General features: G+C 63.3%; 13 protein-coding genes. 6 read left to right on the plus strand and 7 right to left on the minus strand.

The genetic code is table 11. The annotated features are described in order from the left end of the window. Position 1 precedes the first annotated feature (1 nt). The 3 genes from LB565_RS19005 to LB565_RS19015 form a co-directional block, all read right to left on the minus strand. A complete protein-coding gene (locus tag LB565_RS19005) occupies positions 2-469 on the minus strand; it encodes a YaiI/YqxD family protein (RefSeq protein WP_224586645.1) in 468 nt (155 codons plus the stop codon). A gap of 66 nt (positions 470-535) precedes the next feature. Continuing rightward, a complete protein-coding gene (gene gfa, locus LB565_RS19010; RefSeq protein WP_224586646.1) occupies positions 536-1105 on the minus strand; it encodes an S-(hydroxymethyl)glutathione synthase in 570 nt (189 codons plus the stop codon). A gap of 284 nt (positions 1106-1389) precedes the next feature. Continuing rightward, a complete protein-coding gene (locus LB565_RS19015) occupies positions 1390-2517 on the minus strand; it encodes an S-(hydroxymethyl)glutathione dehydrogenase/class III alcohol dehydrogenase (RefSeq protein ID WP_224586647.1) in 1128 nt (375 codons plus the stop codon). Between the two features lie 248 nt (positions 2518-2765). On the opposite strand from LB565_RS19015, the gene LB565_RS19020 reads away from it, so the two are divergent. Together LB565_RS19020 and dnaE are read left to right on the plus strand one after the other, a co-directional pair. Continuing rightward, entirely contained in the window at positions 2766-4778 is a 2013-nt protein-coding gene (locus LB565_RS19020) for an acetyl/propionyl/methylcrotonyl-CoA carboxylase subunit alpha (protein ID WP_224586648.1), read from the plus strand. 122 nt (positions 4779-4900) lie between these two features. Continuing rightward, positions 4901-8425, plus strand: a complete 3525-nt coding sequence (gene dnaE, locus LB565_RS19025; protein WP_224586649.1) for a DNA polymerase III subunit alpha — start codon at positions 4901-4903, stop codon at positions 8423-8425. Position 8426: 1 nt separating this feature from the next. Here dnaE and LB565_RS19030 read toward each other — a convergent pair whose 3' ends face one another. Continuing rightward, complete coding sequence (locus LB565_RS19030) at positions 8427-9314, minus strand: DMT family transporter (protein ID WP_224586650.1); 888 nt, start codon at positions 9312-9314, stop codon at positions 8427-8429. Between the two features lie 226 nt (positions 9315-9540). On the opposite strand from LB565_RS19030, the gene LB565_RS19035 reads away from it, so the two are divergent. Next, positions 9541-10044 carry a hypothetical protein gene (locus LB565_RS19035; RefSeq protein ID WP_224586651.1) on the plus strand — a complete coding sequence of 168 codons (504 nt, stop codon included), beginning with the start codon at positions 9541-9543 and terminating at the stop codon, positions 10042-10044. A 90-nt stretch (positions 10045-10134) separates the two neighbouring features. Here the strand turns inward: LB565_RS19035 and LB565_RS19040 are convergent, their stop codons facing one another. After that, positions 10135-11463, minus strand: coding sequence for a DNA polymerase IV (locus tag LB565_RS19040; RefSeq protein WP_224586652.1), 1329 nt, complete (start codon positions 11461-11463; stop codon positions 10135-10137). A gap of 65 nt (positions 11464-11528) precedes the next feature. On the opposite strand from LB565_RS19040, the gene LB565_RS19045 reads away from it, so the two are divergent. Together LB565_RS19045 and LB565_RS19050 are read left to right on the plus strand one after the other, a co-directional pair. Further along, positions 11529-12104, plus strand: coding sequence for a GNAT family N-acetyltransferase (locus LB565_RS19045; protein WP_224586653.1), 576 nt, complete (start codon positions 11529-11531; stop codon positions 12102-12104). 98 nt (positions 12105-12202) lie between these two features. Further along, positions 12203-13780, plus strand: a complete 1578-nt coding sequence (locus LB565_RS19050) for a hypothetical protein (RefSeq protein ID WP_224586655.1) — start codon at positions 12203-12205, stop codon at positions 13778-13780. A gap of 112 nt (positions 13781-13892) precedes the next feature. On the opposite strand, the gene LB565_RS19055 is transcribed toward LB565_RS19050, so the two are convergent. Together LB565_RS19055 and LB565_RS19060 are read right to left on the minus strand one after the other, a co-directional pair. Beyond that, a complete protein-coding gene (locus LB565_RS19055; protein ID WP_224586657.1) occupies positions 13893-14546 on the minus strand; it encodes a hypothetical protein in 654 nt (217 codons plus the stop codon). After that, positions 14543-14842, minus strand: coding sequence for a DUF3572 domain-containing protein (locus tag LB565_RS19060; protein WP_040982364.1), 300 nt, complete (start codon positions 14840-14842; stop codon positions 14543-14545). Before LB565_RS19060 ends, LB565_RS19055 begins: the two co-directional genes overlap by 4 nt. A 240-nt stretch (positions 14843-15082) precedes the next feature. Between LB565_RS19060 and LB565_RS19065 the strand changes: the two genes are divergently transcribed. Then, the gene (locus LB565_RS19065) at positions 15083-15454 is read left to right on the plus strand and encodes a response regulator (protein ID WP_040995610.1); all 372 of its coding nucleotides are present in this window, start codon (positions 15083-15085) and stop codon (positions 15452-15454) included. Positions 15455-15458: the final 4 nt, after the last annotated feature.

Consider the following 15458-nt stretch of genomic DNA (forward strand, 5'->3'; position numbering starts at 1 on the left):
ATCAGTCCGGTGTGACGGATTTGAGCGCGCGCCGCAAGATGCGGTCGAGCTCGCCGAGGAACTGCGACCTGTCCTTCGGCGTGAAGGAGGCGTTGAAGCCGCGGCTCTCGCCGGTCTCGCGCAGATGCTGCCTGAGGTCGCGCATGGCCACCGCCATGCCGATGGTCTCCGGCGTGAAGGGGCGGCCGGTGGGGCCCAGCACATGCGCGCCGAGAGCCACCGTGCGCGCGGCAAGCGGGATGTCGGCGGTCACCACAATGTCATTGGATCTTGCATTCTCGACGATCCAGTCGTCCGCAGCGTCCGCGCCTTTTGAGACGACGATGTTGCGGATCATCGGATCGCGCGACGGCCGCAACCCGCCATTGGAGACATAGGTCACGATGACGCCATGGCGCTCCGCCACTTTCTCGACCTCGGCTTTCACCGGGCAGGCGTCCGCGTCGACATAGATGATGGGCTCGTGCATCGTCACTTCCAAACAAATATGGGGCCGGCGTGTCAGCCAGCCCCATGGCAGAAATCGCAGGATTTGTCAGGCGGCCAAGGCTCCCGACCTCTTCGCCGTCCAGGTGGCCATATAGTCCATCAGGCCGGGATTGAGGCAATCATAGGGCTCGAGCCCGATCGACTTCAGCTGGCCGCGGATGCCATCCATGCGGCTCGGATCGACGCCGGATTCGATGATCGACGACACGAAAGCGGCGAAGCCCGGCGGCGACCAGCCATCCTCCTCGAAACGCTCGGGATGGATGAAGGACAGGCCCTTGAAGGGATGGTCGCGCTCGACCGGGCCGTACATGTGGACGCCGCAGCCCGTGCAGGCATGGCGCTGGATCAGCGCCGAAGGATCGACCACCTTGAGCTTGTCGCCGTTTTCGGTGACGGTGACATCGCCGGTGCCGGCGACGGCCACCACCGAAAAGATGGCGCCTTCCGGCTTCCAGCACTTGGTGCAGCCGCAGGCATGGTTGTGGGCGATCTGGCCCTTGACCTTCACCTTCACCGGATTGCTGGTGCACAGGCAAACCAGCGTGCCGCCGGAGAAGGATGCGCTCTCCCTCGGCAAGCCGTTGTCGATCGAATGATGCAGTTTTTCAGCCATTCCTGTTTCCTCCCATGTTTTTTGGTCATGCCGACCCAGTGTCGATGACCATCTCCCTTTCCATGAAGTGCACCTTCAGCAGTTGGTGCACCTCGCTCAAGCTCCTCCTCAAGAACCTGCTATGCACGAGATAGGCGATTTCGTCTTCGCGCGATCGATCTCCTCCAGTCGATTTCGACGTGCTTATTCTCCTGAAAACTGCGCCCACAAATCCTTGCCGAAGTTCTGTATCCGATCGATCGCCGACTTCTCGTGGTCGACGAAGCGAATTCGAACTTCCTTCACTAGTAAACCACGACGCTGCGGATCGACTTGCCCTCGTGCATGAGGTCGAAGCCCTTGTTGATGTCCTCCAGCTTCAGCGTATGGGTGATCATCGGGTCGATCTGGATCTTTTTCTCCATGTACCAGTCGACGATCCGCGGCACATCGGTGCGGCCGCGCGCGCCGCCGAAGGCGGTACCCATCCAGGTGCGGCCGGTGACCAGCTGGAAGGGCCGCGTCGATATCTCCTGGCCGGCGCCGGCAACGCCGATGATGACCGACTTGCCCCAGCCGCGATGCGAGGCCTCCAGCGCCTGGCGCATCACCTTGGTGTTGCCTGTGCAGTCGAAGGTGTAGTCGGCGCCGCCGATCTGGTCGGCGCCGCGCTTGGTCATGTTGACCAGGTAAGGCACGATGTCGCCGTCGATCTCCTTCGGATTGACGAAATGCGTCATGCCGAACTTCTCGCCCCAAGCTTTCTTGTCGTTGTTGACATCGACGCCGATAATCATGTCTGCGCCGGCCAGGCGAAGACCCTGGATGACGTTGAGGCCAATGCCGCCCAAGCCGAAGACCACGGCGGTTGCGCCCTGTTCGACCTTGGCGGTGTTGATGACGGCGCCGATGCCGGTCGTCACGCCGCAGCCGATGTAGCAGATCTTGTCGAAGGGGGCGTCGGGGTTGACCTTGGCGACCGCGATCTCCGGCAGCACGGTGAAGTTGGAGAAGGTCGAGCAGCCCATGTAATGAAAGAGCTTGTCCTTGCCCATCGAGAAGCGCGAGGTGCCGTCCGGCATCAGGCCTTGCCCCTGCGTGGCGCGGATGGCGGTGCAGAGATTGGTCTTGCGCGACAGGCAGGACGGGCACTGCCGGCATTCGGGCGTATAGAGCGGGATGACATGGTCGCCTTTCCTGACCGAGGTCACGCCCTTGCCGACATCGACCACGATGCCCGCGCCTTCATGGCCGAGGATCGCCGGGAACAGCCCTTCCGGATCGGCGCCCGACAGAGTGAACTCGTCGGTGTGGCAGATGCCGGTCGCCTTGACCTCGACCAGCACCTCGCCTTCGCGCGGGCCCTCGAGGTCTACCTCCATGATCTCCAGCGGCTTTCCAGCGGCAACGGCTACGGCGGCACGCGTTTTCATGAGGCACTCCTCCCAAGCGATCTGTAAGTTTCAGCTGACGGCAAGCTGTCGGCAGCGAATGCCGGCCTGCCGCCCCTTTGGTGTTGGGGTGACATTAGCGAGTTCCGCGCCGGCGGCCAACGTCTCTTGCGACGTTTTTCGGCGCGGTTCCTGCAATTGGCGCCAGCCGTGGGAGCCGGCCGTGGGCTCTTGAGGCGCACCGGAATTGTCCATAGAACTGGACCGCTTCGCCGGAGGACGACATCCGAATGTTCAAGAAGATCCTGATCGCCAATCGCGGCGAGATCGCCTGCCGCGTGATCAAGACGGCGCGCAATATGGGCATTGCCACCGTTGCGGTCTATTCGGATGCCGATCGCGATGCCGTGCATGTCGAAATGGCCGACGAAGCAGTGCATATCGGGCCTTCGCCGGCGGCACAGAGCTATCTGCTGCCAGAGAAGATCATCGCCGCCTGTAAGGAAACCGGCGCGGAAGCCGTGCATCCGGGCTATGGTTTCCTGTCGGAGCGGGCCTCTTTCTGCGAGGCGCTGGAGAAGCAAGGCATCGTCTTCATCGGGCCGAAGCCCAAGGCCATCAAGGCGATGGGCGACAAGATCGAATCGAAGAAGTTTGCCAGCCAGGCCAAGGTCTCGACCGTGCCCGGCTGGCTGGGCGTCATCGAAGACGCCGACCATGCCGAAAGGATCGCCGGCGAGATCGGCTATCCGGTGATGATCAAGGCCTCGGCCGGCGGCGGCGGCAAGGGCATGCGCATCGCCTGGAGCAAGGCGGAGGTGCGCGACGGTTTCGAGCGGGCGCGCTCGGAAGCAAAAAGCTCCTTTGGCGACGACCGCGTCTTCATCGAGAAGTTCGTCGTGGATCCCCGCCACATCGAGATCCAGGTGCTGGCCGACGCGCATGGCACCGCCCTTTACCTTGGCGAGCGCGAATGCTCGATCCAGCGCCGCAACCAGAAAGTGGTCGAGGAGGCGCCGTCGCCATTCCTCGACGCCAAGACCAGAAAGGCCATGGGCGAGCAGGCGGTGGCGCTGGCGAAAGCCGTCGACTACCAGAGCGCCGGCACCGTCGAGTTCATCGTCGATAAGGACAAGAACTTCTATTTTCTTGAGATGAATACGCGATTGCAGGTCGAGCACCCGGTGACCGAACTGGTCACCGGCATCGACCTGGTCGAGCAGATGATCCGCGTCGCTGCGGGCGAGAAGCTCGGCATCAGGCAGAGCGACGTGAAGCTTAACGGCTGGGCGGTGGAAAGCCGCCTTTACGCCGAGGATCCCTTCCGCAACTTCCTGCCGTCGATCGGTCGGCTGACGCGCTATCGGCCACCGGAGGAGGGTACGTTCGGCGGCACCGTCATCCGCAACGACACCGGCGTCACCGAAGGCTCGGAAATCGCGATGTTCTACGATCCGATGGTGGCCAAGCTCTGCACCTGGGCGCCGACAAGGCTGGAAGCCATCGACGCCATGTCGGAGGCGCTCGACAGGTTCGTCGTCGACGGCATCGAGCATAACATCCCGTTCCTTTCGGCGCTGATGCAGCATCCGCGCTGGCGCGAGGGGCGGCTGTCGACAGGCTTCATCGCTGAGGAGTATCCGGACGGTTTTTCGCCGGTCGCGCCGGATGGCGAGGAGAGGGCAGTATTCGCCGCCGTCGCAACGGCGATCGAACTGCTGCGCCGCGACCGGCTCGACCGCCTCAGCGGCCGGCTGGCGCCGCATTCCGGACATCTCAAACGCGATTGGGTGGTAAAGATCGGCGCCGACTATCTGCCGGTCGAGATCGTCGACGGCATGGTTTCCATCCCGATGGAGGTCGATCTATCGATCGACGGCGGCAAGCCGTTGACGGTCGCCTCCGACTGGCGGCCGGGCGACGCGATCTGGCAGGGCACGGTCGGCGGCAACAGCATCGCAGCCCAGATCCGTCCCGCGCTGAACGGGCTGCGGATTGCTTGGAAAGGCATGTCGGTGACGGCCCGGGCCATGCTGCCGCGCACGGCCGAGCTTGAAAGGCTGATGCCGGAGAAACTGCCGCCGGACACCTCGAAGATGCTGCTCTGCCCGATGCCCGGCCTCGTCGTCTCGATTGCCGTTGCCGAGGGCCAAGAGGTCAAGGCCGGCGAGACGCTGGCCGTGGTCGAGGCGATGAAGATGGAAAACGTGCTGCGCGCCGAACGCGATCTCACCGTGGCAAAGCTCAACGCCAAACCGGGGGACAGCCTCGCGGTCGATGCCGTGATCATGGAGTTCGCCTGAGAAGAGGCGGTACCGGGTCGCAAGCCTGTGCCCTGTGGGTCATTTGTGCTGGACTGGCATGGCCCCGTCCGGGACAATACATCTGCATGGATCTTGAGTCTTTGGAACAGCGCGACAAAAACATGGCGGATGAACGACTTCCACGCGACCCGTTGCAGCGCGAAGCAGCCGTGAAGGCCGCGCGGCCGGAAGCGGCGGCGCGCACCTTTATCCATCTGCGCGTGCATTCGGCCTATTCGCTGCTCGAAGGCGCGCTGCAGCTTGGCGCGATCGTCGGCCATGCGGTCAAGGACGAGGCGCCGGCGATCGCGGTCACTGACACCAACAACCTGTTCGGCGCGCTCGAATTCGCGCAGAAGGCGGTCAAGGACGGCATCCAGCCGATCATCGGCTGCCAGATCGATCTGGCCTTTTCCGGCGAGGCGAGCGACGGCCAGCGCGACCGTCGCCGGCATGGGCCGGAGATGTCGCCGGTCGTGCTGATCGCCGCCAGCGAGGCTGGCTATGCCAATCTCGTGCGGCTGATCAGTAAGGTCTATCTCGAGACGCCGCCCGGCGAGCCGGTGCACCTGACCAGCGCCACGCTGGAAGGCTGGTGCGACGGGCTGATCTGCCTGACCGGCGGGCCGCGCGGTCCGATCGGCAGCGCGCTCAAAGCGGACCGGCGCGACCTCGCTGAACAGCGGCTGCTGTTCCTCAAGGGCCTGTTCGGCGACAGGCTTTATGTCGAGTTGGAGCGGGTGGCCGGCTACGACCGCATGGTCGAAAAGTCGACGGTCGACCTGGCCTATACGCACGACCTGCCGCTGGTCGCCACCAACGAGGCGTTCTTCTCAAAGCGCGATGACTACGAGGCGCATGACGCGCTGATTGCGATTGCCGAAGGCTCGGTGGTCGCCGCGGACAATCGCCGGCGGCTTTCACCGGACAATTTCCTGCGCGGCCAGGCCGAGATGGCACGGCTCTTCTCCGACCTGCCCGAAGCGATCGACAACACGGTCGAGATCGCCATGCGCTGCTCCTATTATCCGAAGAACCGCAGCCCGATCCTGCCGCGTTTCACCGGCGCCGACGCCGCCGACAAGGATGCGGCCGAGAAGGCCGAGGCGGCAGAGCTTGCCCGTCAGGCGCGAGAGGGTCTGGAGGCGCGACTCGCCAAGCACGGGCCCACGCCCGGCTATACGGTCGAGCAGTATCGCGAACGGCTCGAATTCGAGCTCGGCATCATCGAGAAGATGAAGTTTCCGGGCTACTTCCTGATCGTCGCCGACTTCATCAAATGGGCGAAGGCCCAAGGCATTCCCGTCGGGCCGGGGCGCGGTTCGGGCGCCGGCTCGCTGGTCGCCTATTCGACCACCATCACCGACATCGACCCGCTGCGTTTCTCGCTGCTGTTCGAGCGCTTCCTCAACCCGGACCGCGTCTCGATGCCGGACTTCGACATCGACTTCTGCCAGGACCGGCGCGAGGAGGTCATCCGCTACGTCCAGCAGAAATACGGCCGCGATCAGGTCGGCCAGATCATCACCTTCGGTACGCTGCAGGCGCGCGCGGTGCTACGCGACGTCGGCCGCGTGCTGCAGATGCCTTACGGCCAGGTCGACAAGCTCTCCAAGATGGTACCGCAGAACCCGGCCAACCCGGTCAAGCTGGCCGACGCCATCGCCAACGAGCCGCGCTTCGCCGAGGAGGCGGAGAAGGAGCCGATCGTGCAGACGCTGCTCGACACCGCGCAGAAGCTCGAAGGCCTCTACCGCCATGCCTCGACGCATGCTGCCGGTATCGTCATCGGCGACCGGCCGCTGTCGGAGCTGGTGCCGATGTATCGCGATCCGCGCTCGGACATGCCGGTCACCCAGTTCAACATGAAATATGTCGAGCAGGCGGGGCTGGTGAAATTCGACTTCCTCGGCCTGAAGACGCTGACCGTGCTGGAAACGGCGGTGAAGCTCATCCGCCGGCGCGGCGTCGACATCGATCTCGCCACGATACCGCTCGACGATCCCGACACCTACGCCATGCTGTCGCGCGGCGAGGTGGTCGGCGTGTTCCAGGTTGAAAGTGCCGGCATGCGCAAGGCGCTGATCGGCATGCGGCCGGACTGCATCGAGGACATCATCGCGCTGGTGGCGCTCTACCGTCCCGGTCCGATGGAGAACATCCCGACCTACAACGCCAGAAAGCATGGCGAGGAGGAGATGGCCTCGATCCATCCCAAGATCGACCATCTGGTGAAGGAAACGCAAGGCGTCATCGTCTACCAGGAACAGGTGATGCAGATCGCGCAGGAGCTTTCCGGCTATTCGCTCGGCGAAGCCGACCTTCTGCGCCGCGCCATGGGCAAGAAGATCCGCGCCGAGATGGACAAGCAGCGCGAGCGCTTCGTCTCCGGCGCGGTCGAGCGCGGCGTCTCAAAGCCGCAAGCCGATTTCATCTTCGACCTCCTGGCCAAGTTCGCCGACTACGGCTTCAACAAGTCGCACGCCGCGGCCTACGCGGTCGTTTCCTACCAGACCGCCTATCTCAAGGCGCATTACCCGGTCGAGTTCCTGGCGGCGTCGATGACGCTCGACATGAGCAATACCGACAAGCTGGCCGATTTCCGCCAGGACGCCATGCGGCTCGGCATTGAGGTGGTGGCGCCGTCGGTGATGACCAGCTTCCGACCCTTCGAGGTTGGCGAGAACAAGATTTTCTATTCGCTGGCGGCGCTGAAGGGCGTCGGCGACGCGGCGGTCGAGCACATCGTCGAGAAGCGCGGCGAGAAGCCGTTCAAGAACCTTGCCGATTTCTGCGAGCGCGTCGATCCGAAGATCGTCGGCAAGCGCGTCTTCGAAAGCCTGATCATGGCCGGCGCGCTCGATTGCTTCGGCCACGACCGCGCCCAGATGATGGCCGGCGTCGAGCGCATGATGGGCCTCGCCTCGCTGGCGCAGCAGAATGCCATTTCCGGCCAGGCCGACATTTTCGGCGCATCGCTCGGGAGCCAGTCGCAGGCGCTCAACCTGCCGGCGACCGACCCTTGGCTTGCCGCAGACCGGCTGCATCGCGAGTTCCAGGTGGTCGGCTTCTATCTCTCGGCGCATCCGCTGGACGAGTACAAGGCTGCACTCCAGAAGATGCGGGTGCAGAACTGGGCGGAATTCTCGGCCGCGGTCAAACGCGGCGCCGCGGCCGGGCGTCTCGCCGGCACGGTCACCTCCAAGCAGGAGCGCAAGACCCGTACCGGCAACAAGATGGGCGTCGTGCAGTTTTCCGACACGACCGGACAGTATGAAGCTGTGCTGTTTTCCGAAGGCCTGGCGCAGTATCGCGACATGCTGGAGCCCGGCAGTTCGGTGGTGATTATGGTTGCAGCCGAAGACAGGCCTGAGGGCGTAAACCTGCGCATTAACTCGGTGCAATCACTGGACGATGAAGCCAGCCGCATCCAGAAAGCGCTACGCATCTTTGTCAGGGACGATGGACCATCATCGATTATTCAATCGCAGCTCAAGCAGCGTGGCGACAGTCAAGTCAGCATCATCGTTCTCAAGGGAGAGGCGCAGGGCGAGATTGAGATCGGCCTGGGTAATTATCGCGTCTCGCCGCAAATCGCCTCCGCCATGCGCGCGGTACAGGGCGTGGTGGACGTGGAGTTGGTCTAGCTCAGGGCGTAGCCGCCTCCGCCTCTGCCACCCGCGGCGTCTTCTTCTGCAGGTTGAGCAAATTGCCGGCGAGGATCAGGGCCGCGCCGCCGGCGGTGAAGACGTCGACCTGCTCACGATAGAGCAGCCAGCCGACCAGCGCCGTCAGCGGCACGCGCAGGAAATCCATCGGCGAGATGATCGTGGCATCGGCGTGGACCAGCGCGCGGGCCAGGCAGAAATGCGACGACATGCCGGTGAAGGCGATGACGAAGATCCATGGCCAGAGCCCGGGCGAAGGGTTGTGCCAGCTATAAAGAGCCGGGATCAAGCCAACCACCGACTGGATGATCAGCATCCAGAAGATGATGCGCACCACGCTTTCGGTCCTAGTCATCGACTTCACCAGCACCATCGAGATGCCGAAGCAGACCGCGGCGCCGAGCACGACGAGGTGGCCGGGATCCATCGAGCCCGCGCTGGGGCGCACGATGATCACCACGCCGATCAGGCCAAGCGCGATCGCCGTCAGTTTTGACCGGGATAGTCTTTCCCCCAGAAAACTGACCGCGAGAATCGCCGTCCAGATCGGCGTCGTGAACTCGATCGAGATCAGCACGGCGAGCGGAATGAGCGTCAGCGCGTAGAGCCACGCGGCCTGGCCGGCGTAGTGGATGACATTGCGGGCAATGTGGGCGAAAGGGCGCCCGGTACGCATTGCGGCGAAACCGCCATTCATCACCACCAGCGGCAAAAGGATGAAGAAACCGATCACCGAGCGCAGTTCCAGCACCTGGAAGACGTTGAGCTCGGCCGTCGTCTCGCGGCCGGCAACCGACATCGCCAGCATCGAGGCGATTGACAGAGCCATCCAGAATGCAGCTTTTGGGATCGAGGGAGCGGGCGCCATTTGGGCGCCTATGTCGCAAGCCTGGGCTTGGGCCGCAACCGTTAGCGGCGGCATTCCACTGGACCAGCCAATCGGGATATCAAAAAACCGTCATAGCGACGGCGGAACCTTGCCGTCGCAGCGTCCGTTAAGTCCACGCTTCCGTCGTCCTTCGGAAGATGCCGGCCGAAACGGTGTCATACTTTTCCTGGAATTGTTCTAGTGATCGCGAGAGGGGAACGCCTTGATGAAATCGACTGCCGCCTTGCTGGTCGCCGCTTGCCTTTTGTGCTCGACGGGCGCGCGTGCCGACGAGGCCGCTTTTCTGCGCTCACTGCAGGGAAAGTTTTCTGGCAAGGGCACCGTCAGGATCAGAACCAACACCCCGGTGATGAACATCAACTGCACCTTCACCTCGGACGCGACGGCGAACTCGCTGTCGCTTGACGGCACCTGCCGCGCACTGCTGATCATGTCGCGGGAAATACGCGCCGACCTGAAGGTCAGCGGGGCGAGCTACACCGGCACCTATATCGGCTCGCGCAGCGGGCCCGCGGGGCTGAGCGGAAGCCGCACGGGCGACGCGATCAATCTCGACATCCACTGGGCGAAAATCGTCAATGGCGACCGCGACGCGGAACTGACGGTCGAGAAGGTCGGGCCGGACAATATGCGCATGACGGTGACCGACATGGATCCGGCGACGGGCAAGATGGTGGTGACGAGCCGGATCGATCTCACGCGCAGCTGACCTTTGCTTTGACGCGATTCCGGACGGGTAGGCGACGGCGAAGTCGCCGCGCCTGACCGCTTCACACTTTTCCTGGAATTGCTCTAAACGTCACTCTTCCAGCGGCTCGGGCGGATTGGCGGCGCGGCCCTTGCCGAAGGTATAACCGGTCTCGACGGCTTTCCTGCCGAACTTGTCGCGCAACGTGTCCATCGCGCCTTCGGCAAGCGCGCGCTTGCGCGACTGCAGGTCGACCAGATCCGGCGGATCGGCCTTTTCATCGTCGGAGAGGTCGCTGACGCCGATGCCGAGCAGGCGGAATTTTGTGCCGTCTGCCTCGCGGCGCAAAAGGTCTAGCCCGGTCTGGAAGATGCGGTCGGCCAGGCGTGTCGGATCGCCGAGCTGGCGGTTGCGGGTCCGGGTCTTGAAATCCTGCGTCTTCAGCTTCAGCACCACGGTGCGCCCCGCAATGCCCGATTTCTTCAGCCGCGCTGAGACTTTTTCTGACAGGCCGCGCAGCACCGGCACCAGCTCCGCCAGAGCGGCGATGTCGGTGTCGAAAGTGGTTTCGGCCGACACGCTCTTTGCATCGCCGTCGGGGTCGACCGGGCGGTCGTCCTCGCCGCGCGACAGCCGATAGAGCCGGTCGCCCATCACGCCATAGCGGCGCATCAGATCGCCGCGCTCCATGCGCTGCAATTGCGCGATCATGCGGATGCCGTCGCGCTCCAGCGTCGCGGCCAGCGCCTTGCCGACGCCCCAGATCATCGTCACCGGCTGCGCGGCGAGGAAGCTTGGCGCCTCGGCTTCGCCGATTACCGAAAAGCCGCGCGGCTTGCGGAAATCCGAGGCGATCTTGGCCAGGAACTTGCAGTAGGAGAGGCCGGCCGAAACGGTGATGCCGATTTCCCTTTCCACCGTCTGCGCAAAGCGCGCCAGCACCAGCGCCGGCGGCATGCCGTGCAGCCGCTCGGTGCCGGCAAGGTCGAGAAAGGCTTCGTCGATCGACAGCGGCTCGACCTGCGGCGTCAGCGCCTGCATCAACGCGCGGACCTGGCGTCCGACGCCGACATATTTTTCCATATTGGGCGGGATCACCACCGCTTCCGGGCAGAGTTCCAGCGCCTTGAACATCGGCATGGCCGAGCGAACACCCTGGATGCGGGCGATGTAGCAGGCGGTGGAGACGACGCCGCGCCGACCGCCGCCGACTATGACCGGCCTGTCCTTCAGCGCCGGATTGTCGCGCTTTTCGATCGCCGCGTAGAAGGCGTCGCAATCGATATGGGCGATCTTGAGCCGGTAGAGCTCTTCATGGCGGACAAGGCGCGGACTGCCGCAGCGATCGCAGCGGCGCGTCTGCGAGCGCTGGAGCGCCAGGCAGTCACGGCAAAAACCGTGTTCGGGATTGTTGACAGGAGCCGCCATCGCTGCGAACATAAAGAGAACAAACGCAATGGTACGACAGCGCAGCGCCGGCAACAAGCTTGGCCTGGGGAGAACGCATGAGCACGACCATAGCACCGCTGACCCCTGAGCGCTGGTCCGATTTCGAGGACCTCTTCGGCAAGCAGGGCGCCTGTTACGGCTGCTGGTGCACGCATTTCCGGCTGGCGCCGGCGGAACGCCGCGCCAGCGACAAGGAGCGCAACAAGGACCTCATCAAGGCGCGAATCGAGGCCGGTCCGCCGCCGGGACTTCTCGCCTTCGAGGACGGCAAGGCCGTCGGCTGGATGCAGGTCGGCCCGCGCGCCGACATCCCCGAGTGGAACAATCAGGGCAGGGGCTCGGCGCCGGTCGATCGGGCCGATGCCGACGACCCGACGGTCTGGGCGATCTCCTGCTTCTTCGTCCGCGTCAAGGCGAGGGGACGAGGCATCACGCATCGCCTCGTCGAGGGCGGCATCGCCTTCGCCCGCGAGAACGGCGCGAGGCTGCTGGAAGCCTGCCCGATCGACCTGTCGCGCGATTCGCGCTCGATCGGGCTTTTCGTCGGCTCGTCGCGGGTGTTCGAGAAGGCCGGCTTCGAAAGGCTGGTGGAACGCAAGCCCGGCCGGCCGCTGATGCGCTTGGTGCTTTAGCCGGATGCGCTTTTGGCCTACAGTCGGCGTCTTGCGGCTGTAACGCTTCTTGCCTACCAGAAGCATAAATCATTCTTCCGGGACCACGGAGAACCAACGTGAAGCGTATTTTGCCACTTGCCTTTGCCCTTGCGCTCAGCGCGCCCACCTTTGCGCAGACTGTGGACAGCCAAGGCGCCAAAGATCTGTCCGACAATCTGGCGCGCTATTTTGGCAAGCAGGCCTTCGACAAGGGCGTGCTCAAGGTTTCGGTCGAGGGCGACGCCTACAAGATCGCGCTCGACATCAAAGCGCTCGTCAACGCGCTGCCGGAGCAGAAGCTCCTGAAATTCGACATGGCGCCATACGCGCTGATGGTGAAGCCGCGCAGCGACGGATCATGGGATGTCTCGTCGAATTTCTCGCAGGGCGCTTCCTTCGAATTCGACGGGCCGGAGGGCCGTCAGAGCATGGAGTTCACGATCAAGGACGGCAAGTTGACCAGCGTCTACGATCCGGCCCTTGCGGCCTTCACCAGCGCTACCAGCTCATTGGCCGGGATGACCATGACGTCGCGGGAAGCCAAGCAGCAGGCCGACGTCTCGACCGGCGCCGGTACCGCCACCGTTACCGCGACCAAGTCCGCCAATGGCGGCGTCGACTTCACCGCCACGCAAAAAGTCTCGAACTTTGTCGAGATGATCAAAGTCGATGATCCCGAAAAAGGATTGAACTTCCCGCTCACCCTGAAGACGCCGGAACTGTCGGTGGATGCGAACGGCAAAGGTGTGCGGACGAAGCCGCTGCTCGACCTGCTTGCCTTTGCCGTGGCCAATGAGGACCAAGCAAAGCTCAAGGCGAACCAGGCCGAGTTGAAATCGCTCATGCTGGCTGCGCTGCCCATCTGGGAAAGGATCGAGGGCAATTACGGCTTCAAGAATTTCGAGGTGGAGAGCCCTGTCGGCAAATTCGGGGCCACGCAGTTCAGCACCGCATTCGGCATGGACGGCGTCTCCCAGAACGGCAAGGTTGATTACACGATCAAGGCCACCGGTCTGACAATCCCGCATCAGACCCTGCCTGAATGGACGGTGCCGCTGTTGCCCACGGACATCGACCTGAATTTCGGCGGCGCCAATATCGATCTCGACACGATGGCGAAAAAGGCGATCGAAGCCTTTGATCTCAATAAGAATCCGCCGCTCTCGGATGAATTCGGCAAGGCTCTGGTCGCCGATTTCAAGGCCAAGGATCCGAAGGTCGTCATCGGACACAGCACGGTGAAGAATGGCGACATCGAGCTCGCGATGGAAGGCGAGATGACGTTTCCCGGCGAAAAACCGGATGCGAGCGTCACCGTCGACGTCGCCGGCTACGACAAGATCGTCGACGCCCTGAAGGAAGGGGCCAAGAGCGATGAGCAAATGGCGCAGGCCTTCCCGTTTGCACTGGCCGTCAAAGGCTTCGGCAAGACGCTGCCGGACGGTCGCCTGGAGTGGGTGATCAACACCAAGGCCGACGGATCCCTCACGGTCAACGGCGCGATGCTGAAGGGGCCGGATGCCACCCAGGACGGCAGCTCCGGCCAGGATGACAATTCAGGCGATGACGGCGCGAACGGAACCGACAACTCAACCGGCGGCGACAATTCGGATGGCGGCGACAATGGCGGGGCCGGCGCGAAGCTGCAGCCCTGAACGCTCGCACTAAAGCGCGTCGCGATCTTTCAGATTCGCTCCATGCGCTTAGGGTCTTGATTTTACGCATGTCTTTATCCCGAAACCGGTTCCCACTTTCGGGAGACATGCTTTAAAGCCCGAGAGCGCTCGCGATCTTTGGTGCTGCCTCACGCCAGTCCTCGACCGAGATGATGTCTTCCGGCGTCGGCGGCAGGAAGGCGCGCAGCGAATTGTCGGCCATCAAATGGAAGAGGTACGCGTCCGCGATGGAATTGCGCGCCGAGATCAGGTTGGAGGGCTGGTCGTCGACGAAGGCGACCGGCCGACTTTTAAGGCCGCGCAGTTTGGCAATGGCCGGTCCCTTGGCCATCTCCGTCGTCAGAAGCGGATAGTTGAGCCCCAACGCATCGAGATGCGCGCGGCGCACGGCGCGGTGCTTGTGCGGCATGGCGGTCAGCATGACGATCTCGGCGCTTCGGCCGAGCATCGCCAGCGCATCCGCAGCGCCCTCGGTGATGCTTTGCCAATCCGCCTGGGCGTCGAAGAATTCGCCAAGCAGCGCCGTCACTTCCGGCTGTTCGATCAGACGCCCGGTCGCCGTTTCGGCGATGTTGCCGGTGAGGCGGAAGGATGCCAGCGTCAGTCCGAAGCCGCGCGTTTTCAGGAAATGGGGGAAGGGCCGGACGAATTCGAGCACGACATCATCGACGTCCAGCACGAGCAGCGGGCGATCGTCGGCGGCAAGCTCTTCGATCTGCCGCGCCGTCTCGGGATCGTCGCTCATGTCGAACGCTCGTGATCGTCGTTGCCGAGCGGAAGGGCGCGCAATGCCTTGCCGACGGCGGCCGGAGGCGTGCCGGTCTCCTCGGCGAAGCGCAGCAGCGTCGGCTCATGAGCAAGGATGAATTGCAGGACGCCGGCAAGGAAGCCGGGCTCCGCGGCAGCCCTGCGGATCGAGTTTGCCTCGATGCCGGTGATCGCCAGAAAGCGGGGCAGAAGCTCCGGATCGGCGGCGACGAAGCCCAGCGCCTTGACAGCAATGGTTTCCGCTTCCTCGCGCATTGACGCTGCGTTCGCCATCACTACCTTTGGAATTGTGGATTTTTTCGAGTCTCCTTCCGCAGTAACGGCAAGCGTCGCTTGCGGCAAGCCTCCGCTCTCTCCCGTACAACGTCCGAAGGTGGAATTGGTGCAGCTTTCCAACCTTCGGTTTCCGTTTCGTCAATCATATTGGGCTAGAGTGGAAAAGGGTTGGGTGCGGTCCGAAGGGGACGCATTGCGACGGCCCTCGGTTTCGAGGGCGGTCGGGACGGAAAACTGATGGCTAAGAAGGTTATGATCGTCGAGGACAATGAGCTTAACATGAAGCTCTTTCGGGACCTCATCGAAGCCAGCGGTTACGATACGGTTCGCACACGCAACGGGCTGGAAGCGCTGGATCTGGCGCGCCAGCACCGGCCGGACCTCATCCTCATGGACATCCAACTGCCCGAGGTCTCCGGCCTGGAAGTGACGAAATGGCTGAAGGAAGACGACGAGTTGCATTCGATTCCGGTCATCGCCGTTACCGCTTTCGCCATGAAGGGCGATGAGGAGCGCATTCGCCAGGGCGGCTGCGAGGCCTATATCTCCAAGCCGATCTCGGTCCCGCGCTTCATCGAGACGATCAAATCCTATCTGGGCGACGCCTGATGCC

The organism is Mesorhizobium sp. CA14 (genome assembly GCF_020165195.1).
Taxonomy (GTDB): Bacteria; Pseudomonadota; Alphaproteobacteria; order Rhizobiales; family Rhizobiaceae; genus Mesorhizobium.

Bases quoted from the DNA above. Each gene is read 5' to 3' on its own strand.
- LB565_RS19045 (WP_224586653.1), top strand. From the start codon at position 11,529: ATGAGCACGACCATAGCACCGCTGACCCCTGAGCGCTGGTCCGATTTC.
- gfa (WP_224586646.1), bottom strand. From the start codon at position 1,105: ATGGCTGAAAAACTGCATCATTCGATCGACAACGGCTTGCCGAGGGAG.
- LB565_RS19060 (WP_040982364.1), bottom strand. From the start codon at position 14,842: ATGGCGAACGCAGCGTCAATGCGCGAGGAAGCGGAAACCATTGCTGTC.
- LB565_RS19055 (WP_224586657.1), bottom strand. From the start codon at position 14,546: ATGAGCGACGATCCCGAGACGGCGCGGCAGATCGAAGAGCTTGCCGCC.
- LB565_RS19065 (WP_040995610.1), top strand. From the start codon at position 15,083: ATGGCTAAGAAGGTTATGATCGTCGAGGACAATGAGCTTAACATGAAG.
- LB565_RS19020 (WP_224586648.1), top strand. From the start codon at position 2,766: ATGTTCAAGAAGATCCTGATCGCCAATCGCGGCGAGATCGCCTGCCGC.
- LB565_RS19005 (WP_224586645.1), bottom strand. From the start codon at position 469: ATGCACGAGCCCATCATCTATGTCGACGCGGACGCCTGCCCGGTGAAA.
- LB565_RS19015 (WP_224586647.1), bottom strand. From the start codon at position 2,517: ATGAAAACGCGTGCCGCCGTAGCCGTTGCCGCTGGAAAGCCGCTGGAG.
- LB565_RS19035 (WP_224586651.1), top strand. From the start codon at position 9,541: ATGAAATCGACTGCCGCCTTGCTGGTCGCCGCTTGCCTTTTGTGCTCG.
- dnaE (WP_224586649.1), top strand. From the start codon at position 4,901: ATGGCGGATGAACGACTTCCACGCGACCCGTTGCAGCGCGAAGCAGCC.
- LB565_RS19030 (WP_224586650.1), bottom strand. From the start codon at position 9,314: ATGGCGCCCGCTCCCTCGATCCCAAAAGCTGCATTCTGGATGGCTCTG.
- LB565_RS19040 (WP_224586652.1), bottom strand. From the start codon at position 11,463: ATGTTCGCAGCGATGGCGGCTCCTGTCAACAATCCCGAACACGGTTTT.